The 20,413-nt window shown below is 57.0% G+C and carries 23 protein-coding genes; 8 read left to right on the top strand and 15 right to left on the bottom strand.

Annotated elements, in window-relative coordinates; all coding sequences use genetic code 11:
- The first annotated feature begins 11 nt into the window (after nt 1–11).
- From C8D72_RS11315 to fabB, 5 genes are all read left to right on the top strand, one after another.
- Entirely contained in the window at nt 12–395 is a 384-nt protein-coding gene (locus C8D72_RS11315) for a sirohydrochlorin chelatase (protein WP_115854556.1), read from the top strand.
- 191 nt (nt 396–586) lie between these two features.
- On the top strand, nt 587–1,543 hold the full coding sequence (locus C8D72_RS11310; RefSeq protein ID WP_115854555.1) for a MerR family transcriptional regulator: 957 nt from the start codon (nt 587–589) through the stop codon (nt 1,541–1,543).
- Nucleotides 1,544–1,610: 67 nt separating this feature from the next.
- Entirely contained in the window at nt 1,611–3,026 is a 1,416-nt protein-coding gene (gene phrB / locus C8D72_RS11305; RefSeq protein ID WP_115854554.1) for a deoxyribodipyrimidine photo-lyase, read from the top strand.
- A gap of 130 nt (nt 3,027–3,156) precedes the next feature.
- Nucleotides 3,157–3,672 (top strand): 3-hydroxyacyl-[acyl-carrier-protein] dehydratase FabA, encoded by a 516-nt coding sequence (gene fabA / locus C8D72_RS11300; RefSeq protein WP_090131928.1) that lies wholly within the window; start codon nt 3,157–3,159, stop codon nt 3,670–3,672.
- Nucleotides 3,673–3,685: 13 nt separating this feature from the next.
- Entirely contained in the window at nt 3,686–4,912 is a 1,227-nt protein-coding gene (gene fabB, locus C8D72_RS11295) for a beta-ketoacyl-ACP synthase I (RefSeq protein WP_115854553.1), read from the top strand.
- A gap of 99 nt (nt 4,913–5,011) precedes the next feature.
- Here fabB and C8D72_RS11290 read toward each other — a convergent pair whose 3' ends face one another.
- Complete coding sequence (locus C8D72_RS11290) at nt 5,012–5,764, bottom strand: lysophospholipid acyltransferase family protein (RefSeq protein WP_115854552.1); 753 nt, start codon at nt 5,762–5,764, stop codon at nt 5,012–5,014.
- Nucleotides 5,761–6,636, bottom strand: coding sequence for a sugar nucleotide-binding protein (locus C8D72_RS11285; protein WP_115854551.1), 876 nt, complete (start codon nt 6,634–6,636; stop codon nt 5,761–5,763). The genes C8D72_RS11290 and C8D72_RS11285 overlap by 4 nt, the downstream gene beginning before the upstream one ends.
- A gap of 200 nt (nt 6,637–6,836) precedes the next feature.
- Here C8D72_RS11285 and C8D72_RS11280 point away from each other — a divergent pair, with 200 nt between their 5' ends.
- Together C8D72_RS11280 and C8D72_RS11275 are read left to right on the top strand one after the other, a co-directional pair.
- The gene (locus C8D72_RS11280; RefSeq protein WP_115854550.1) at nt 6,837–7,841 is read left to right on the top strand and encodes a DNA topoisomerase IB; all 1,005 of its coding nucleotides are present in this window, start codon (nt 6,837–6,839) and stop codon (nt 7,839–7,841) included.
- Nucleotides 7,842–8,059: 218 nt separating this feature from the next.
- Nucleotides 8,060–9,148 carry a glycosyltransferase family 4 protein gene (locus tag C8D72_RS11275; protein WP_115854549.1) on the top strand — a complete coding sequence of 363 codons (1,089 nt, stop codon included), beginning with the start codon at nt 8,060–8,062 and terminating at the stop codon, nt 9,146–9,148.
- A gap of 79 nt (nt 9,149–9,227) precedes the next feature.
- Here C8D72_RS11275 and C8D72_RS11270 read toward each other — a convergent pair whose 3' ends face one another.
- Nucleotides 9,228–9,827 carry a single-stranded DNA-binding protein gene (locus tag C8D72_RS11270; protein WP_115854548.1) on the bottom strand — a complete coding sequence of 200 codons (600 nt, stop codon included), beginning with the start codon at nt 9,825–9,827 and terminating at the stop codon, nt 9,228–9,230.
- Between the two features lie 310 nt (nt 9,828–10,137).
- Between C8D72_RS11270 and uvrA the strand changes: the two genes are divergently transcribed.
- Nucleotides 10,138–12,969 (top strand): excinuclease ABC subunit UvrA, encoded by a 2,832-nt coding sequence (gene uvrA, locus C8D72_RS11265; RefSeq protein WP_115854547.1) that lies wholly within the window; start codon nt 10,138–10,140, stop codon nt 12,967–12,969.
- A gap of 53 nt (nt 12,970–13,022) precedes the next feature.
- On the opposite strand, the gene C8D72_RS11260 is transcribed toward uvrA, so the two are convergent.
- The 12 genes from C8D72_RS11260 to rplF all read right to left on the bottom strand — a co-directional run bounded on the left by C8D72_RS11260 (nt 13,023) and on the right by rplF (nt 20,407).
- A complete protein-coding gene (locus tag C8D72_RS11260; RefSeq protein ID WP_115854546.1) occupies nt 13,023–13,727 on the bottom strand; it encodes an EAL domain-containing protein in 705 nt (234 codons plus the stop codon).
- 179 nt (nt 13,728–13,906) lie between these two features.
- Nucleotides 13,907–14,293: a 50S ribosomal protein L17 gene (gene rplQ, locus C8D72_RS11255; protein ID WP_115854545.1), complete on the bottom strand. Its 387-nt coding sequence runs from the start codon at nt 14,291–14,293 to the stop codon at nt 13,907–13,909.
- Nucleotides 14,294–14,333: 40 nt separating this feature from the next.
- Nucleotides 14,334–15,332: a DNA-directed RNA polymerase subunit alpha gene (locus tag C8D72_RS11250; protein ID WP_115854544.1), complete on the bottom strand. Its 999-nt coding sequence runs from the start codon at nt 15,330–15,332 to the stop codon at nt 14,334–14,336.
- 49 nt (nt 15,333–15,381) lie between these two features.
- Nucleotides 15,382–16,002, bottom strand: coding sequence for a 30S ribosomal protein S4 (rpsD, locus tag C8D72_RS11245; protein ID WP_115854543.1), 621 nt, complete (start codon nt 16,000–16,002; stop codon nt 15,382–15,384).
- A 12-nt stretch (nt 16,003–16,014) separates the two neighbouring features.
- Complete coding sequence (rpsK, locus tag C8D72_RS11240; RefSeq protein WP_009723883.1) at nt 16,015–16,401, bottom strand: 30S ribosomal protein S11; 387 nt, start codon at nt 16,399–16,401, stop codon at nt 16,015–16,017.
- 37 nt (nt 16,402–16,438) lie between these two features.
- Nucleotides 16,439–16,795, bottom strand: coding sequence for a 30S ribosomal protein S13 (gene rpsM, locus C8D72_RS11235; protein WP_115854542.1), 357 nt, complete (start codon nt 16,793–16,795; stop codon nt 16,439–16,441).
- 240 nt (nt 16,796–17,035) lie between these two features.
- On the bottom strand, nt 17,036–18,370 hold the full coding sequence (gene secY, locus C8D72_RS11230; protein WP_115854541.1) for a preprotein translocase subunit SecY: 1,335 nt from the start codon (nt 18,368–18,370) through the stop codon (nt 17,036–17,038).
- Nucleotides 18,371–18,805 carry a 50S ribosomal protein L15 gene (gene rplO, locus C8D72_RS11225; protein WP_115855095.1) on the bottom strand — a complete coding sequence of 145 codons (435 nt, stop codon included), beginning with the start codon at nt 18,803–18,805 and terminating at the stop codon, nt 18,371–18,373.
- 5 nt (nt 18,806–18,810) lie between these two features.
- Nucleotides 18,811–18,996: a 50S ribosomal protein L30 gene (gene rpmD, locus C8D72_RS11220; RefSeq protein ID WP_115854540.1), complete on the bottom strand. Its 186-nt coding sequence runs from the start codon at nt 18,994–18,996 to the stop codon at nt 18,811–18,813.
- A gap of 5 nt (nt 18,997–19,001) precedes the next feature.
- Nucleotides 19,002–19,505: a 30S ribosomal protein S5 gene (rpsE, locus tag C8D72_RS11215; RefSeq protein ID WP_115854539.1), complete on the bottom strand. Its 504-nt coding sequence runs from the start codon at nt 19,503–19,505 to the stop codon at nt 19,002–19,004.
- A gap of 11 nt (nt 19,506–19,516) precedes the next feature.
- A complete protein-coding gene (gene rplR, locus C8D72_RS11210) occupies nt 19,517–19,867 on the bottom strand; it encodes a 50S ribosomal protein L18 (RefSeq protein ID WP_115854538.1) in 351 nt (116 codons plus the stop codon).
- 9 nt (nt 19,868–19,876) lie between these two features.
- Complete coding sequence (rplF, locus tag C8D72_RS11205; protein WP_115854537.1) at nt 19,877–20,407, bottom strand: 50S ribosomal protein L6; 531 nt, start codon at nt 20,405–20,407, stop codon at nt 19,877–19,879.
- Nucleotides 20,408–20,413: the final 6 nt, after the last annotated feature.

The raw sequence follows: 20,413 nt of genomic DNA, 5'->3' as shown, positions 1-20,413 counted from the left end.
ATAAAACTGTCATGACAACTGCACTGATCGTATTGGCCCACGGCTCCACGGACAGCCGCTGGCAGGCACCCTTTGAAACACTGGAGCAGCGCCTCAAGGAGCGCATGTCCTCTCCGGTGCGACTGGCCTATATGGAACTCTGTGACCCGCTGCTTGAAACCGTGGTCGAGGAGCTGCACGCCGAAGGGTTCAACAGCATCGATATCCTGCCGCTCTTTTTTGCCGCCGGGCGCCATCTGCGCGAGGACGTGCCGGCGCAGCTGGAAGCGCTGCGTCATGCCAGCCCCGAACTCTCTCTCACCCTGCTGGACCCGGTCGGCCAGCACCCGTCATTTGCCGACGTTGTTGTCTCGATCGTGGCAGAGAATCAGCGTGACAGCAGTTGTACAGAATAAAGATTGACGTACAACACCTGTGTAAATACTGCTACACTCTTGTCCTACACAGGTTAAATTTATTTGTTCGACCATGATCGCTGAAGCCATCATGCATGCAGGTCGAATAGCTCATTTTCGCAACGTGGACGTCTCAATATGCGTATCCACGTTCCTGCCAGCAGGAACTGCGAAGGAGGCTCTCGTTTACTATGACTGAGAAAGTGGCAAATGCTGTCGGCGGACCGCTCTACCCCATAAGAGAGGTGTCACGCCTGACCGGCGTCAACTCGGTAACGCTGCGTGCATGGGAGCGCCGTTACGGTCTGATCCAGCCCAGACGTACCCCCAAGGGGCATCGGCTTTATGCGCGCGAAGATATCGAGCGGGTCGAGCGTATCCTGCAGTGGCTCAACCGGGGCGTACCGGTCAGTCAGGTAGGAGAACTGCTCGATCAGGCCTCAGGCTCAAGCGATGCCGCCACGCCAGAAGACAGCGCTCAGTCGTCGGTTGCCGAAGACACCGCCCCGGATCATGACTGGGAAGGTCAGCGACTCGAAGTCATCGACGCCGTGGCCGAGTTCGATACCAACCGACTCGAGAATCTATTCACTCGAAGCATGGGACTGTATCCGGTCAACACGGCCATCTCGCGTCTCTGGCAGCCTGTGGTCGAGCGCCTGGAGAATGTCTGGAAGGATCATTCCACGCCCATGGCCCAGCGCTGCTTTCTGGAGTCCTTTTTAAGAACCCGACTGGGCCTGCGGCTGTATCATGGCAATCATGAGAATACCGAGCCCCGCATTCTCATGAGCTATCTCCCCGGTGGCTGCGGCGCGCTCTGGCAGTTGCTGTTTGCCTTTACGGCCAGCAGCGCCGGCTTTTACATCACGCTTTTTGATGGCCCGGTCCCCGTTGGCGAACTCATTGAAGCCGCTCGTCAAAAGGATGCCAGAACCATCGTTCTCTCCGGCGCCATGGAAGCCGATATCGAAGGCCTTCGCCGCCAGCTCTCGCAGGCCGCCTATCAGGGCATACTGCCTATCCGGGTCTCGGGTTCCGTTACGCGACAGCTGCGTGACACGGATGAAGAGAACCTGAGTGCGCTGGATAATGATCCGGGCCGTGCCATCGCACAGCTGAGACTCGCCACTGCACGTCATGGCTGAGGCCGACCACGTTATTGAATGACTGCGACCCGCCTCAAGGCGGGTCGCTTGCGAAAGGAACAGGGGTATGACCACCGGGCGTCAGCTGGTCTGGTTTCGAACCGACCTGAGATGCGAAGACAACACGGCGCTTCATCATGCAGCGCAGCGCGGCCCTGTCATCGGCGTGGTTTGCTGGACGCCGCAGCAGTGGCGACAGCACGGCCACGGCGACAACAAGCTCGATTTCTGGCGACGTGGGGTTGCAGCGCTGTCAGAGCAGCTTGGCAGGCTCAATATTCCATTGAAGATCATTGAAGCCGAGCACTTTGACACCCTGCCCGATCAGCTTCTTGAGCTGGCAGAGACACTGGCGTGTCCTGCCCTGCATTTCAACGATGAATATGGCCTCAACGAACGACGGCGCGACCGGCAGGTCAGCGAGCGTTTTCACCAGCGTGCGCTGGAGGTGCATCGTTATACCGATCAGGTCGCCTTTACGCCCGGCGAGCTTAAAACAGGCGACGGGCGCTACTACAGTGTTTTTACACCCTTCTACAAGAGTTGGCTTAAAAACATCGGCGCCGACCAGCTTCAGCAGTTCGATGCCCCCGCCACCCAGGCCGCGCTCGACGATGTGATCGATGATGCCGTGCCTGAACTCGACACCAGCCAAACCGTGATCAACGCCGCTGACTGGCCCGCCGGAGAAGAGGCCGCGCAGGACCGTCTGGCCCGCTTTCTTCAGAAAAGGGCGCATCATTACGACGAGGGACGCGATTTCCCGGCCATGACGGCCACCAGCGGACTCTCCGCCTGGCTGGCACTGGGCATGATTTCCTGGCGTCAGTGCATCAACGCTGCAGCGGCCAGAAATGGCGGACATCTGGGTGATGGTGACAGTAACCTGCAAAGCTGGATCAGTGAGATCGTCTGGCGCGAGTTCTACCAGCATGTGCTGGTCGGCTTTCCCCGCGTCAGCTGCCATCAGCCGTTTCAGGAACATACCCGGGCAATGGTCTGGCGCCACAGCGAAGAAGACTTTCAACGCTGGTGCGAAGGGAACACGGGGTATCCGCTGGTCGATGCTGCCATGCGCCAGTTAACCACGACCGGATGGATGCACAATCGTCTAAGGATGGTGACGGCCATGTTTCTTAGCAAGCATCTGTTGATAGACTGGCGCTGGGGAGAAGCGTTTTTCCTGCAGCATTTGGTGGACGGTGAGCTGGGCGCCAACAATGGCGGCTGGCAGTGGGCGGCCTCTACGGGAACGGATGCATCACCCTATTTTCGTATCTTCAATCCGACCACCCAGTCCAGACGCTTTGACCCGGAAGGCACATTTATTGCAGAGTTTGTGCCCGAACTGGCAAACGTTGACGCCAAAAAATGCCATGCGCCTGATGAAACCACCTGCCAGCAGACGGGTTATCCGGTGGCGATGGTAGATCATCGCGTGGCACGTCAGCGAGCGCTGGACGCCTTCAAGGCATTGAGTTAAACGTAGCTGAAGAGCGATGCGGGGCCTCTGGGCCTGCGCACCGGCGCTGGCGTGCATTTCGCCACCTCTATCAGTAAACTAGGCGCGCTCCATCAGGAGTACCTATTCCTTTGATTTCCGGAACATGTCAGTGACCACGCAACACTCCTTTAACCGTGATCAGCTGCTTGCATGCAGCCAGGGCGAGCTTTTCGGCCCTGGAAATGCTCAGCTGCCGGCACCGAACATGCTGATGCTTGACCGCATCACCAATATTCAGGAAGCAGGTGGCAAATACGGCAAGGGCGAGCTGATCGCTGAGCTGGATATTAACCCTGACCTCTGGTTCTTCCAGTGTCACTTCCCGGGCGACCCTGTCATGCCCGGCTGCCTGGGCCTTGATGCCATGTGGCAGCTGGTAGGTTTTCATCTTGGCTGGCTGGGTAACCCCGGCCGTGGCCGCGCGCTGGGATGTGGCGAGGTCAAGTTCTCCGGACAGATCCTTCCGGATGCCGAGAAGGTCACCTACCATATCCATATCAAGCGGGTGATCACGCGGCGTTTGATCCTTGGCATCGCCGATGGCGTCCTGTCCGTGGACGGCCGCGATATCTACGAAGCCAACGACCTGCGCGTTGGCCTGTTCACCTCCACTGCGAATTTCTGATGGGGAGGCTCCCATGCGACGAGTGGTAGTCACTGGCCTGGGCATTGTCTCCTGCCTGGGCAACGATCAGCATCAGGTACTTCAATCCCTGAAGGAAGGCCGTTCGGGCATTCGCTTTCGCGACGAGTATGTCGAGCGCGGAATGCGAAGCCATGTTGCCGGCGTCGTGGACATCGATCTGGACGCTCTGGTCGACCGCAAGCAGCGCCGCTTCATGGGCGACGCTGCCGCCTACGCCTATGTGTCGATGCAGCAGGCCATCGAGGATGCCGGGCTTGCGCCCAATGATGTGTCCAACATGCGTACCGGGCTGATTGCAGGCTCGGGCGGCGCCTCTTCTGCAAACCAGGTAGAAGCCGCCGACATCCTGCGTGACAAGGGACTGCGCCGGGTCGGGCCCTACCGGGTGACCCGTACCATGGGCAGCACCGTGTCAGCCTGTCTGGCCACCCCTTTTGGTATCAAGGGCGTCAACTATTCCATCTCCTCCGCCTGTGCGACCTCGGCCCACTGTATCGGCAGCGCTGTCGAGCAGATCCAGCTGGGCAAGCAGGACATCGTCTTTGCCGGCGGTGGCGAGGAAGAGCACTGGACCCTGTCGTGCCTGTTTGATGCCATGGGCGCACTGTCCACCAGCTACAACGACCACCCTGAAAAGGCCTCTCGCGCCTACGATACGGCCCGTGACGGCTTTGTCATTGCCGGTGGCGGCGCCATGCTGGTGCTCGAAGAGCTTGAGCACGCCAGAGCGCGCGGCGCGAAGATCTATGGTGAAGTCGTGGGCTACGGTGCCAACTCTGACGGCCACGATATGGTCGCCCCTTCCGGTGAAGGTGGTGCGCGCTGCATGCAGCAGGCACTGGCCACCGTTGACGGTGACATCGACTATATCAACACGCACGGCACCTCAACGCCGGTCGGCGACATGTGCGAGATCAAGGCGCTGCGTGATGTCTTTGGCGAAAAGGTCCCCGCACTCTCCTCGACCAAGTCACTGACCGGGCACTCTCTGGGCGCTACCGGTGCACAGGAAGCCATTTATTCGCTTCTCATGATGCAAAACGATTTCATCTGCGCGTCAGCCAACATTGATGAAATCGATCCGGAAGCCAGGGATCTGGATATCGTGACCAGCCGTCGTGACGGCGTGCGCCTTGATCGCGTGCTGTCCAACAGCTTCGGGTTTGGCGGGACCAACGCCTGCCTGATTTTCCAGCGCATGGCGGATCAAAACGCCTGATAGCGGTGCTATTGGATCAAAAGGAAGGGCGCCCTGATGGGCGCCCTTTTTCATGTCTGCTTTCAATTTTTAGCACATTGCCTATTAACAGGGCGTTGATCACAGGGCGCTGGCAGAAGCCTCTTCCAGGGCAGGCCTGGGCACACTTGAAATACGTGACAGCTGCTGTTCGATCCACTGCTCGACCTCCCTGGTGACCTCATCCGGTGTGCGATCCCTTGTGGCAATGGGCTCACCAATCACGACGTTGATCTGCCCCGGTATTTTGATAAAGCTCTTGCTCGGCCAGTGCTCGCCGGCATTGTGGGCCACCGGCAATATCGGCACCCCCGCCCGACAGGCCATATGGATGCCGCTTTTATTAAAGCGGCGGCGCTCGCCGGGCGGCACCCGGGTCCCTTCAGGAAACAGCAGTACGGACAGTCCGGAGGCAAGCCTGTCGGCCCCTTCCTTCAGCACCATTCTGAGCGCGCGGGATGGTTTTGATCGATCCAGCGGAATGGGCCTGAGCATCCTTAGCGCCCACCCGAAGACAGGGATTTTCAGCAACTCCTGCTTGAGTACCGTACACATGGGCGACTTGATGGTCTGAAGGAACAGGGTTTCCCACTCGCTTTGATGGTTGGCCAGCAGCACGCAGGGAGTATCCGGAACGTGGTCACGACCTTCAACACGATAGCGCACGCCACAGCAGAGCCGGAACCAGAACACGATGAAGTGATTGTAAAGATTCAGCACCCAAAAGCGGCCGTTGAGCGGCAGACAAAATGCCAGCGGCACCAGAGTTACCGCGCTGACAATAATGGCCACCAGATAGCCGGTATAAAACAAAAGACTACGTAGCGCCTTCACGGCCTCTTCTCCTCGTCAAAGCGCATCTGACACCACTGCTCGAGCATGGCATCCAGCGCCAGCCGCCAGGGCTTTTGATGCACGCCAAAGGTCTCGAGCATCTGACGACAATTGAGTACGCGTCGTAGCGGCTGATCATGATGATGGTGCAATGGCTGGATCTCACCGGGTATCAGATTGATATGTCGCCTTTCCAGCTGCATTTCCAGCTGGTGACGCACGACGCCGTGAAAGGTGTAGAGGCTGACCGGCTCAACGCCGGCAAGATGATAGGCGCCCCAGGCATTGGCGCCTGAAAACTGCTGGGCCAGCATACCGATCACGGCCCGTGCCACGGCCTGTACCGGGGTCGGACAGACAATCTCGTCTTCCGCCGCCCGCAGGGGCCTGCCATCGACCATGGCTTCAAGCATTTGTGCCAGCCAGGCGTTGCGCCCTTCCAGCGCCATCAGCGGTCCGATACGGACAATAAAGTGCTCGGCCAGCCTTGATCGAAGACGGTTGCCCGTTTCCAGCAAACGTTGCAGGCCTTCATCACGCGGCGACGGCAGCACACTCTCCTCGATGGGCATATCCGACCCGGCATCAAAGATCTGATCGCTGACAAACCAGACCAGTGGCACCGCCTGTGCGTGACAGGCGGTCATGATGGCTTCCACCTGATCGACATGCTCAACCATTTCGGCGTAGTCGACACTGGCCGGACACAGCAACGGCGGAAAAATGACGGCATCCGGCGCCCATGATCCCAGCTGCGACGACGAGCATTGACGGGAACGTTCAACGATCAGCTCAACATCGCTTCGCGATGCACTTTCATCGATCAACGCCCGGCCAAGGCAGTGATCGGCATCAAGCAGTAGTAATTTCATTGATTTTGCGGCCCGGCAGAAAATGACGTCACTCTCGGCGGGCAGTGACGCGGCAGGCCCGACACTTTACAAAAAATTCTCATGGGTTGCACTGCTCCAGCCTTGCGTCATGCCGGCGATCCTGCCGCAGGGGCGGGGCACAATCGTCTATTCTTGATCAGGGACCACCGTTACGTTCAACATCAAAGAAGCCTGTCCGCATGACAAAAGAAGCAACAACCGTTACCCGCCATCGCTGTGGCAAGGGGTTTACCTATCGTGATGAGCGGGGCAGGACCTTCCAGGACCGCGAATGGCGCACGTGGATCAAGGGGCTGGCCATTCCGCCAGCCTGGCAGAACGTGGTAGTCATGCTGGACGTCGATGCCCGCATACACGCCACGGGCCGGGACAGTGCCGGGCGCAAGCAGTATATCTATAACAGCGAGTGGCGTGAGCAGCGAGAGAAGATGAAGTTTGATCGCATTGTCGACTTTGCCCAGCGGCTTTCGACCATGCGACGCATCACCGGTCAGCACATGGCGCGCGACGGCATGCCGCGTGAAAAGGTACTGGCCTGCATGGTCAGGTTGCTGGATACGGCCTACTTTCGCCCCGGCAACGAAAGCTACAGCGAGCAGAATGAGTCCTACGGCCTGACCACCATGCGTTCCCGCCACTTGACCATCAATGGTGACGAACTGATTTTCGACTACCAGGGCAAGAGTGGCCAGCAACAGCACAAGGTGGTCGAGGATGAAAAGCTGGCACGGATTGTCGAAGAGCTTGACGATATTCCCGGCTACGAAATCTTCAAGTACTTCGATGACGACGGGCACAAGGTTCGCGTCGACAGCCACGACCTCAACGACTATATCCACGACGTCATGGGCGAGCGCTTCAGTGCCAAGGATTTTCGCACCTGGGCGGGCACCTCCATCGCGGCTCTGGCGCTGGATGAACTGGGCATTGGCGATGATGACGATGCCAGCCAGCAATATATCCGTGAGGCGGTAGAGCGTGTGGCCGCCCGACTGGGCAACACCCCCAGCATTGCCCGCGCAAGCTATATCGACCCGCGAATCATCGAAAGCTATCTTGATGGCCGGCTGTTACGACATTTTCTGGAGCAGATCGAGGAAGCGCTTGATTATGATGATCTGACAGGTCCTGAAGAGCGCGCCATCCTGAAACTTCTCCAGGCGCGGCTGAAAGGAGGAAAATAGGAAAATCGACACTGCATCTGCATAGCCTCCACTCAAGGCGAGTAGTAGGCTTGTCGATCTGTTTAGTGGCTCCTGTCTCATGAGTCGAAAGCATCCGACTGCTACACCGATCAATATCGTTTCAATAACAGAGCTGACCTGCCTCCGGCCATACTGGGTAAATCGCTCGTCATTTATTGAAATATTTATTTTGTCTACATCGCTTCAGGAACATTTTGATGAATGATATAGCCGGCAAAAAAATTCACGTCATTATCGACAATATAACAACCGGCGGCGGTATCGAGCGTGTATGTAGCGTTATACTGCCTTTGCTGGCCCAGGAGGCAGATGTAAAGATTATAGGTCTGCTCGATCACGATCTGCACACGACCTATCATTTTCCTGATATCGAAATCGTTGCTCTGAACAAGGACAATCTGTCCGGTCAGGCTGGTTATTTAAAGCTGCTATCGAAAGCCTTTAAACTTGTAAAAAAGGATCGTCCGGACATTGTGCTTTACCCCAGTATGGGACGACTAACCGTTTTTGCCGCGCCGTTTATAGTAAAGGATCGATGTTTCTCTCGCCGGACACGTCATATTGCCTGTGAACACATCGCCTTTAGCAGCCACTCGGGCATGGTGCTGAGACTCAAACGTATCACACTGCCTCGCTATGACCGGGTCATCTTTTTAACCTCAAGGGATGTCGAGCAATTCAGCAAACGCTCAAAACTTTTATATATTCCCAACCCGTCTCCTTTTACGGAAATTTCAGACGCCAGAACGGCCCCTTCCAGCAGGATTGCCATTGGCGTAGGGCGGCTGACCTATCAAAAAGGGTTCGATTTACTGATTCCCGCCTGGAAAGACTTTATATCGCGTCACCCTGACTGGAAGCTCGTTATTGCAGGAGAAGGAGAAGACCGTCCCAAACTGCAATCCCTGATTCAACAGAACGGACTGGAAAATCACTGCGAGCTTCATGGCAATAGTCACGATATCGGAGACCTGTATCAGCGTGCCGATATCATGCTGATGCCTTCACGGTTCGAGGGACTGCCAATGTCTCTCATAGAAGCACAGTGCCATGCGCTGCCTATCGTTGCCTTCGATTGTGAGACAGGGCCACGAGAAATTGTGACTCACGGCAAGGATGGCTATCTGGTCCCTGTCTTTGATCAGCAGCAGTTTTCTGACGCCATCGAAAACGCGATCGCGCCTGACAAATATGCAGACCTGTCCTCAGCCGCGGCTCAAAATGCCAGACGCTTTGACCGCCAGGAAATCATCAACCACTGGAAACAGCTTTTCGCCTCCATTTAAAGGGTTTCAGGGTAAAAAAATGCCTTCCGGATGGAAGGCATTATCGTTTCTACTTTATGACCACATGACAGACGAATTTCTAAAACGGAATCTCGTCGTCGAAATCATCGAAGCTGCCGGGATTGGGCGCGCCGCCGCCCTGATTCTGGCCGCCCTGCTGGTTGCCCTGGCCATTTTGCTGAGAATTCTGGCCATAGTTGTTCTGGCCCTGGCCGTAGCCACCCTGATTCTGGCCACCTGCGGGGGCATTCTGGCGAGCACTGCCACCCTGCTGATCATGGCCACCGGACTGTTGGCCATAGCCACCGCCCTGGCCACCAAAGTCGCCACCCTGACCGCCACTACGGCTGTCCAGCATCTGCATGTCGTTGGCCACGATTTCGGTCGAGTAACGGTCCTGCCCGTCCTGTCCCTGCCACTTGCGGGTCTGCAGTCGGCCCTCGATATAGAGTCGAGAGCCCTTTTTGACATACTGCTGCGCAATTTCGGCCAGCTTGTTGAACATCACAACGCTGTGCCACTCGGTACGCTCCTGACGCTGACCGCTCTGACGATCGGTCCAGGTATCGGTAGTTGCCAGACGCAGATTGCAGACAGGACTGCCGGAGGGCAGAAAACGTACTTCCGGGTCCTGACCCAGATTACCGATCAGTATGACCTTGTTTACCCCACGGGCCATGTTTCTCTCCATTGCCGGCTGGCATGTTTAAACGAATGGGCTGCCAGGGACATTGCCTTGACATGATCGTCTATAATAACTGTATGGATATTCACTGCAATGCAGGCCTTGCCACGTATACCGCTGAACTGACAAAAGCTACCCTTCAAGCGGCCGCTTTTTATGCGCCCTGAGGGGCACCTGCCCTTCAGGGCGTGCAGCCATCATTTTACCGGGCTGCGCACCACATGGAAAACGCTGTGCACTGCATTTTGCGCCTCGCTTTCAACTCCTTCTATAGTGTCTTTCCGACGCCGGCGATGAGGTAGGTATGGATCGTATTTCGGTGAGTGGGGCCCGCACCCACAACCTGAAGAACATTGATGTCGAGCTGCCCCGTGACAAGCTGATTGTCATTACCGGGCTCTCCGGATCAGGCAAGTCTTCTCTGGCCTTTGACACCCTGTATGCTGAAGGACAGCGGCGCTATGTCGAATCGCTGTCGACCTATGCACGTCAGTTTCTCTCCATGATGGAAAAACCCGATGTCGATCACATCGAAGGGTTATCGCCGGCCATTTCCATCGAGCAGAAATCCACGTCGCACAATCCGCGCTCGACCGTCGGCACCATCACCGAAATATACGACTATCTGCGTCTTCTCTATGCTCGTGCCGGTACGCCGCGCTGCCCCGATCACGAGCTCGATCTAGAAGCCCAGACCGTCTCGCAGATGGTGGATCAGACGCTGACACTGGAGGAAGGCACCCGGGTAATGCTGCTGGCGCCCATCATCAAGGGCCGCAAGGGCGAGCATCAGCAGGCGCTGACCGAACTGCGCACCCAGGGGTTTGTGCGGGTACAGATCGATGGCCAGACGTACGAATTCGACGAGCTGCCGACCCTGGACAAGAACAAGAAGCACGACATCAGTGTCGTGGTCGATCGCCTGAAGATTCGCCAAGACATCGAGCAGCGTCTGGCAGAGTCGTTTGAAACCGCCCTGGGGCTTTCCGACGGTGCCGCGGTGCTGTACTTCATGGATGGCGACCGCGAAGACATGATCTTCTCCTCGCGCTTTGCCTGCCCCATCTGTGGCTACTCGATCGCCGAGCTCGAACCCCGCATGTTCTCCTTCAACAACCCGGCGGGCGCCTGCCCCAGCTGCGACGGGCTCGGCGTGCATCAGTTCTTTGATCCCGACAAGCTCATTCGTCAGGACGATCTATCGCTGTCGGAAGGCGTCATCAAGGGCTGGGACAGACGCAGCATCTACTATTTCAATCAGCTGGAAGCTGTCGCTGCACACTATAACTTCGAGCTAGAGACGCAGTGGAAGCAGCTTCCGCAGCGTGTGCGTGATGTCGTTCTGCACGGCAGCGGTCGAGAGTCGATATCGTTTTCCTACGTTAACGACCGCGGCAAGAAGGTCTCACGCGAGCATGCCTTTGAAGGCGTGCTGCCCAACATGGAGCGACGCTATCGGGAAACCGATTCGAGCACGGTACGCGATGACCTGTCGCGCCATCTGGCCGTACGCCCCTGCCCGACCTGCCATGGCAGTCGTTTGCGTCGCGAAGCGCGCCATGTGTTCGTGGACGAGCATTCGCTGCCGTCAGTAGTCACCAAGCCGATCGGCGAGGCCCGGGCGTTTTTTGGCGCCATGGATCTTCCCGGCCGCCGGGGCGAGATTGCCAAGCGCATCCTGTACGAAATCACCAGTCGCCTCGAATTTCTGGTCAACGTCGGGCTGGACTATCTGACGCTGGAGCGCAGCGCCGATACCCTGTCGGGCGGCGAGGCACAGCGCATTCGACTGGCCAGCCAGATCGGCGCCGGCCTGGTGGGCGTCATGTATATTCTCGACGAGCCCTCCATCGGCCTTCATCAGCGCGACAACGACCGCCTGCTGCAGACCCTGACCCGGTTGCGCGATCTGGGCAACACCGTCATCGTGGTCGAGCATGACGAGGATGCCATTCGCTCCGCGGATCACGTACTCGATATTGGCCCCGGGGCCGGCGTCCACGGCGGGCAGATCATTGCTCAGGGCACCCCTGAGGAGATCGAAGCCAGTCAGGACTCGCTGACCGGTCAGTATCTCTCCGGCACCCGACGCATCGAGATTCCCTCGCCGCGCACGCCAGTCAATCCAGAGAAAATGCTGCGCCTGACACAGGCCAGCGGCAACAATCTGGACAACGTGGATCTCGCCCTGCCGCTGGGACTCTTTGTCTGTGTGACCGGCGTTTCGGGGTCGGGAAAATCCACCCTGATCAATGCCACCCTGATGCCCGTGGCAGCCCGCGAGCTCAACAAGGCCACAACGCTGACAGCATCGCCGTTCAAGGATATTGAAGGTCTCGACCAGCTCGACAAGATCATTGATATCGATCAGAGTCCCATCGGGCGAACGCCGCGTTCCAACCCGGCGACCTACACCGGCATATTCACACCGATTCGCGAGCTTTTCGCCGGCACGCCCGAGGCGCGATCACGCGGTTACAAGCCCGGACGCTTCTCCTTCAACGTCAAGGGCGGGCGCTGTGAGGCGTGCCAGGGCGAGGGCATGATCAAGGTGGAAATGCACTTTCTGCCGGACATCTATGTGCCCTGTGACGTGTGTGGGGGTCGGCGGTACAACCGGGAAACACTCGATGTCCTCTACAAGGGACACAGCATCCATGACGTGCTGGAGATGACGATCGAAGAAGCCGTCGAATTCTTCGGTCCGGTACCTGCCGTGGCGCGCCGCCTGCAAACGTTAATGGATGTAGGGCTTTCCTATATCAAGCTGGGCCAGAGCGCCATAACCCTTTCCGGTGGCGAAGCACAGCGCGTCAAATTGGCACGTGAGCTCGCCAAACGCGATACCGGCAAGACGCTCTATATTCTGGACGAGCCGACTACCGGACTGCATTTCGAGGATATTCGACAGCTGTTGGGCGTACTGCATCGCCTGCGCGAGCAGGGCAACTCGGTCGTGGTCATTGAACACAATCTGGATGTCATCAAGACGGCCGACTGGATCATCGATCTGGGTCCCGAAGGCGGCTCCGGCGGCGGACGTATCATCGCTGAAGGCACGCCCGAGGAGGTCAGCGAGCAGAAAGTGTCTCATACCGGACGCTTTTTAAAGCCGCTGCTGGCCCGAGGCTACTAACCTGCCCATCAGCCCTCACAAAAAGGCCGGAAGCGTTATCGCTTCCGGCCTTTTCATGCAGTGATAACGGCGCTGACGCAGGCCGGATCAATCCCTGGCAAGGCTTCAAAGGCAGGCCTTGCATAGTAATAGCCCTGATGGCGCATGATGCCCTGTTGGTACAGCCAGCGCGCGTCCTCGAGCGTTTCGACACCTTCAGCGACCAGCCCCATTCCCAGCGCTTCAGACATTGAGCACATATGACGCACCAGCTTCTGGCGTCTCGTATCCTGCCCAATATTGGTGATCAGGACCCGGTCCAGTTTCAGGTGATGCGGCGTGAGCGTCGTCAACAGATCCAGATTGGCATGCCCTGTACCAAAATCATCCAGCGCCACGGTAAAGCCCATCTCACGATACTGCTCAACGATATGACGCAAATGGTCGCGATCAACCACATGCTCGTTTTCGGTAATTTCAAAGATCAGAGCCTCGAATGGCCAGCCTACGCGCCGCGCCGTCTCCAGCGTGGCACGAATACAGGCGCGGGGCTCATATACCGCATTGGGCAAAAAATTGATGGAGAGTCTTGAGGTCATGCCAAGCTGGCTGGCCATTTCGATGGCACGGACACGACAGGCCTGATCAAAGGCGTAAAGGTATTCTGGCGTTACCTGTGACAGCACTGACCAAGCGGACTCGCCGTCGACGCCCCGGACCAGCGCTTCGTGCGCAAAAACACTGCGGGTTTCGAGATCCACGATAGGCTGAAAGGCCATGGTAAAAGGAAAAGGCAGGTCGCGCTGGCAGTTCTCACACTCTCCATTAACGTAATGGCATCCCACGGCAGATACTCAAAAGCTGATTGGATCATCAGTATGGATCATGTCTGCCTTGTTTAGAGATAAAAAAAGCCGACCCAAAGGTCGGCTTTTCTGACGATAGCAGGAAGCGCAGCTTATTCTTCGCCGCTGGCTTCTGCCGCTACCGGGCGATCAACCAGCTCGACATACGCCATGGGCGCATTGTCGCCGGCTCTGAAGCCACACTTGAGTACGCGAACATAACCACCCGGGCGGGCGTTGTAGCGCGGACCCAGCTCATTAAAGAGCTTGCCGACCGTATCCTTGGAGCCGGTACGACTGAACGCCAGACGACGGTTGGCAACGCTATCATTCTTCGCCAGCGTGATCAGCGGCTCAATGTAGCGACGCAGTTCCTTGGCCTTGGGCAGCGTGGTTTTGATCATTTCATGCTCGACCAGCGAAATGCACATGTTCTGAAACATGGCACTGCGGTGCGAGCTGTTACGGCTTAGATGACGACCGGTTTTACGATGACGCATGGATAAGATTCCTTACCAATCTGGGGCGCGAGTCACCCGTTCAGGCAGAGGCCTTGTCATCTTTCAGGCTCGCCGGCGGCCAGTTATCCAGCCGCATGCCGAGTGAAAGATTCCGGGCCTCGAGAACGTCCTTGATTTCGTTCAACGACTTCTTGCCGAGATTGGGTGTTTTAAGAAGCTCTACCTCGGTGCGCTGAATCAGATCACCGATATAGTAGATATTCTCGGCCTTGAGGCAGTTGGCACTTCGGACAGTCAATTCGAGATCGTCGACAGGACGCAGCAAAATCGGATCAATCTGATCTTCCTCTTCTTCTACTTCCTGCTCTTTCTCGGCTTCAAGATCAACGAAGGCAGCCAGCTGCTCCTGCAGAATGGTTGCAGAGCGGCGGATGGCTTCTTCGGGATCCAGGGTACCATCGGTTTCCAGATCAATGACCAGCTTGTCGAGGTCGGTACGCTGTTCAACACGTGCCGCTTCGACCGCATAGGAAACGCGGCGAACTGGTGTATACGTCGCGTCGAGCTGAAGTCGACCGATGGCGCGCGATTCATCATCACGCTCGGCACGGACGTCTGCAGGCTCGTAGCCACGGCCACGCATAACGCGCAGCTGCATTTTCAGTTCACAGCCATCATTGAGATGAGCAATGACATGATCCGGATTGACGATCTCGATGTCATGATCAGCGGCGATGTCGCCGGCTGTCATGATGCCCGGGCCCTGCTTGTTCAGCGTTAATACAACGTCATCGCGGCCATGCATCTTGATGGACACGCCCTTCAGATTCAGGAGGATCTCGATGACATCTTCCTGAACACCTTCGATTGCGCTGTACTCATGCAGAACGCCTTCGATTTCTGCTTCTGTAATCGCACACCCGGGCATGGATGACAGCAGAATACGACGCAGGGCGTTCCCGAGAGTATGACCAAAGCCGCGCTCGAAAGGTTCGAGCACGATCTTTGCATGATTCGCGCTGACTTCTTCGACCTTGATATCACGAGGTCTTAGAAACTCTGTCACTGAACGCTGCATATGAACACCTATCAGGCTGCCAAACGGTTAATCCAAAAAAGCTCAATGCTTATTTGGAGTACAGCTCGACAATCAGGTTTTCGTTGATGTCGGCAGACAGGTCGCCGCGCTCAGGCAGAGCCTTGAAAGTGCCTTCCATCTTCTTCGAGTCAACGTCGACCCAGCTTACATCGCCACGGTTGCCAGCCAGTTCGAGCGACTGCTGGATACGCGACTGATTTTTGGCCTTCTCGCGAACGCTGACCACATCACCGGGACGGACCTTGTAGGACGCCACGTTGACGGTACGACCGTTAACGGCGATAGCCTTGTGACTGACCAGCTGACGAGCTTCGCTGCGAGTCGAGCCAAAGCCCATGCGATAGACGACGTTGTCGAGGCGGGTCTCGAGGAGCTGAAGCAGGACTTCACCCGTGGCTCCCTTCTGACGCGCGGCTTCCTTGTAATAGTTGCGGAACTGCTTTTCCAGTACGCCGTAATAACGACGGACCTTCTGCTTTTCACGCAGCTGCGAGCCGTATTCGGAAAGACGCTGACGGCGCTGACCGTGTTGACCCGGGGGAGTCTCTGACTTGCACTTCTTCTCGAACGCCGTAACACCACTCTTCAAAAAGAGGTCGGTGCCTTCGCGACGAGAGAGCTTGCACTTCGGACCAGTATAACGTGCCATGAGTGTGTCTCCTTAAACGCGACGCTTTTTCGGCGGGCGGCACCCGTTGTGCGGGATGGGTGTCGCGTCGGTAATGCTCTGCACGCGAAAACCGGCGGCATTCAATGCGCGCACGGCGGACTCACGGCCGGGCCCCGGGCCCTTGACCAGTACGTCGACGTTTTTCACACCATACTCGGCTGCAGCAGTTGCTGCACGTTCACTTGCCACTTGGGCAGCGAACGGGGTGCTCTTGCGAGAACCACGAAAACCCGAACCACCGGCAGTGGCCCATGAAAGAGCGTTGCCCTGGCGGTCTGTGATCGTCACGATCGTATTGTTAAAAGAGGCATGGATGTGGGCAACCGCATCCACGACCTGCTTTTTAACCTTTTTACGGTTACTGCGCGGGTTAGCCATGTTTGATGTTCCTGAATTCTAAACGCCGGACATGCGTTTATTTGCGAATCGGTTTACGCGGGCCCTTGCGGGTACGCGCATTCGTCTTCGTGCGCTGTCCGCGCATCGGAAGACTGCGACGATGGCGCAGACCACGGTAGCAACCCAGATCCATGAGACGCTTGATATTCAGCGTAAGCTCACGGCGAAGGTCACCTTCCACGGCATATTGGCCAACTGCAGTACGCACCTCGTCGAGTTTCTCGGCGGAGATATCTCCAACCTTGACGTCGGGTGCAATACCCACCTGCGCACAGATTTCCTTAGCGCGGGTGCGACCAATACCGTAGATGTAGGTCAGCGAGATCGCCGCATGCTTGTTGTCCGGGATATTGACGCCTGCAATACGGGCCATCAGCTTTCTCCGAATTTGAGCGGCTTGCTCGGTTAATCGTCTGTAAAAGGCGCAATAGAATACCTCCCCTGATAAGTCATGGCAAGGGGTATGCGTTGCAGCCTGTCTCTTTGGCAATGAAGCAGGAGCTTCCTGCCGGTACCGCTATCACAGTAAAACTGTATGACGGCATGATCAGACCCTGCGGTCTGAAAGGTAAACGGCAGGCTCCCATTGGCAGCCTGCCATTACCGGGAAATGTCAGCGCATGACGCCGCCGCTGCCATAACCCTTGAGGTTTGACTTCTTCATTACGGACTCATACTGACTGGACATCAGATGAGACTGAACCTGCGCCATGAAATCCATGACGACCACCACCACGATCAGTAGCGAGGTGCCACCGAAGTAGAAGGGTACCTGCCATGCCACCATAAGGAACTGGGGCATCAGCGAGACCAGCGTAATGTAAAGTGCGCCAAACAGTGTAAGACGCGTCATGACCTTGTCGATATAACGCGACGTCTGCTCGCCGGGGCGAATACCGGGCAGGAATGCTCCTGATTTCTTGAGATTGTCAGCTACATCCTTCGGGTTGAAAACCAGAGCGGTGTAGAAGAAACAGAAGAAAACGACAGCAGTAGCAAACAGCAGAATATACAACGGCTGACCCGGACCCAGTGCCTGGGAAATGGTCGACAGCCACCCCATGTTCTCACCCTGACCGAACCACTGACCCAGCGAGGCCGGGAAAAGCAGAATGCTCGAGGCAAAAATGGGCGGGATAACGCCGGCCATATTGACCTTCATCGGCAGATAGCTGCTCTGGCCGGCATACATTTTGTTGCCAACCTGGCGACGTGGATAGTTGACCGTAATACGGCGCTGCCCACGCTCGATGAAGACCACAAAGGCCACTGTTGCAATACCCAGTACGCCAAGTGCCAGCAGCGGCAGCACGTTCCAGGCACCATCATTACGTGCCAGTTCGAACGACTGTCCAAGAGCACCGGGCAAACCGGCCACGATACCGGCAAAGATAATCAGCGAAATACCGTTGCCGATGCCCTTCTCGGTAATCTGCTCGCCCAGCCACATCAGGAACACGGCACCTGCCACAAAGGTAGTGACTGCCGTAAAGTAGAAGCTGAAATCGGCGCTGTACGCGACCCCGTTACTGACAAGCCCTACTGACATGCCGATCGCCTGGATCAGTGCCAGTAACACCGTGCCGTAGCGAGTGTACTGGCTGATCTTTCGACGGCCGGCCTCGCCTTCCTTCTTCAGCTGTTCTAGCTGCGGCGAAACCACGGTCAGAAGCTGCATGATAATTGATGCAGAGATGTAGGGCATGATGCCCAGTGCAAAAATACTCATGCGCTCCAGAGCGCCACCCGAGAACATATTGAACATGCTCAGGATGGTGCCCTGGTTTTCTCTGAACAAGGCAGCGAGCTGGTCAGGATTGATACCGGGGACTGGAATGTGGGCACCGATACGGTAAACCACGATTGCGATAAAAACGAACCTCAGGCGAGCCCAGAGCTCGCCCAGACCGCTTTGATTGTTAGCCGGTACTTTTCCTGACTTGGCCATTTAGTCCTCTACCTTGCCACCGGCGGCTTCAATGGCAGCCCGTGCACCCTTGGTGACTTTCAGACCACGTACGGTAACAGCGCGATCGAGATTGCCGGACATCACAACCTTTGCAAAACGCGTCGCATTCTTCAGTACGTTAGCCTTTTTCAGGCTGGTCAGATCTGCCACGTCACCTTCGACGTTAGCCAGTTCGTTGAGGCGAACCTCTTCACTGACCAACGACTTGGCAGACGTAAAGCCGAACTTGGGCAGACGACGCTGAAGCGGCATCTGACCGCCTTCAAACCCCGGCTTGATGGAACCGCCGCTGCGCGAGGTCTGACCCTTGTGACCGCGACCAGCGGTCTTGCCCAGGCCGGAACCAATACCGCGACCCACACGCTTCTCAGCGTGCTTGGAACCCGGCGCCGGACTCAGGCTATTCAGTTTCATGGTCATTACTGAGCTCCTTCAACGCGAACGAGGTAGTTGACCTTGTTGATCATGCCACGAACGGCCGGAGTGTCTTCGAGTTCAACCGTATGGTTGATACGACGAAGACCCAGTCCGCGCATGGTGGCCTTGTGCTTTTCAAGTACGCCGATCGTGCTGCGTACCTGAGTAACCTTGATTGTGGCTGACATGGCGCTTACCCCGTAATCGCTTCAACGGACAGGCCACGCTTTGCCGCAACGTCCTCGGGAGAACGCATGGAAGCGAGGCCCTTGACGGTTGCGCGCACGACGTTGACCGGATTGGTCGAGCCATAGCACTTGGCCAGTACGTCATGAACACCTGCCAGCTCCAGCACCGAACGCATCGCACCACCTGCGATGATGCCGGTACCTTCAGAGGCAGGCTGCATGAAGACCTTGGAAGCGCCATGGTTGGCACGTACCGGATACTGCAGCGTGTGACCGCGCAGCTCGACCTTGATCATATTGCGATGCGCCTGATCCATCGCCTTCTGGATCGCGACAGGCACTTCACGTGCCTTGCCACGGCCAAAGCCGATACGACCATTGCCATCACCTACGACAGTCAGAGCGGTGAAACCGAAAATACGGCCGCCCTTGACCACTTTGGCAACACGGTTGATCTGAACAAGCTTTTCCTGCAGATCGCCGTTGCCCCTCTGTTCATTATTCGCCATCGTAGAACCCTTTAGAATTGCAGGCCGCCTTCGCGCGCGGCATCAGCGAGGGCCTTGACCCGACCATGGTACCTGAACCCGGAACGGTCAAAGGCAACTTGAGTAATTCCCGCTTCCTTTGCACGCTCGGCCAGCAGTGTACCAACGCGAGCAGCGGCATCAGCATTACCGGTCGCATCTTCACGCATCGACTTGTCGAGCGTAGAGGCGCTGACCAGTACCTGGCCACCGTCTGCGGAAATAATCTGAGCGTACATGTGACGCGGTGTGCGATTGACACTCAGACGATTGATACCAAGTTCGCGGATCTTGGCGCGCGTGCGGCGGGCACGACGGAGACGAGCTTCTTTCTTCGCGTTCATAACCCTGCCTTATTTCTTCTTGGCTTCTTTACGAAGGATGCGTTCATCGCTGTAACGAACACCCTTGCCCTTGTAGGGCTCCGGCGGACGGAACGCACGAATCTCGGCAGCCACCTGACCAAGACGCTGCTTGTCAGCGCTCTTGAGAACGATTGTGGTGTTTTTGGGCGTTTCAACAACCACGCCTTCAGGCACCTTGTAATCGATCGGGTGAGAGAAACCAAGTGTCAGGTTAAGTGTCTGCCCGTTGGCCTGAGCACGATACCCTACGCCTGTAATTTCCAGCGAACGGGTAAAGCCCTCGGAAACACCAACGACCATGTTATTGGCCAGAGCGCGGGTAGTCCCGGCCATGGCCCAATTCTTGGCTGAAGCGCTGGGCTCGAACGTCAGCTGATCATTTTCATGACCAACCACAACATCGTTGTGAACGTTCATTTCCAGCTGCCCCTGACCGCCCCGGACGGTCAGCCTGCCTTCCTCGAGCGTGACTTCCACACCGCTGGGCAGCTTAACCGGGTATTTTGCAATCCTGGACATCATAGA

The organism is Kushneria indalinina DSM 14324, from assembly GCF_003385845.1.
Taxonomy (GTDB): domain Bacteria; phylum Pseudomonadota; class Gammaproteobacteria; order Pseudomonadales; family Halomonadaceae; genus Kushneria; species Kushneria indalinina.
Note: the sequence above shows the minus strand (reverse complement) of the source record. Positions and strands in the feature narration are given on the sequence as shown.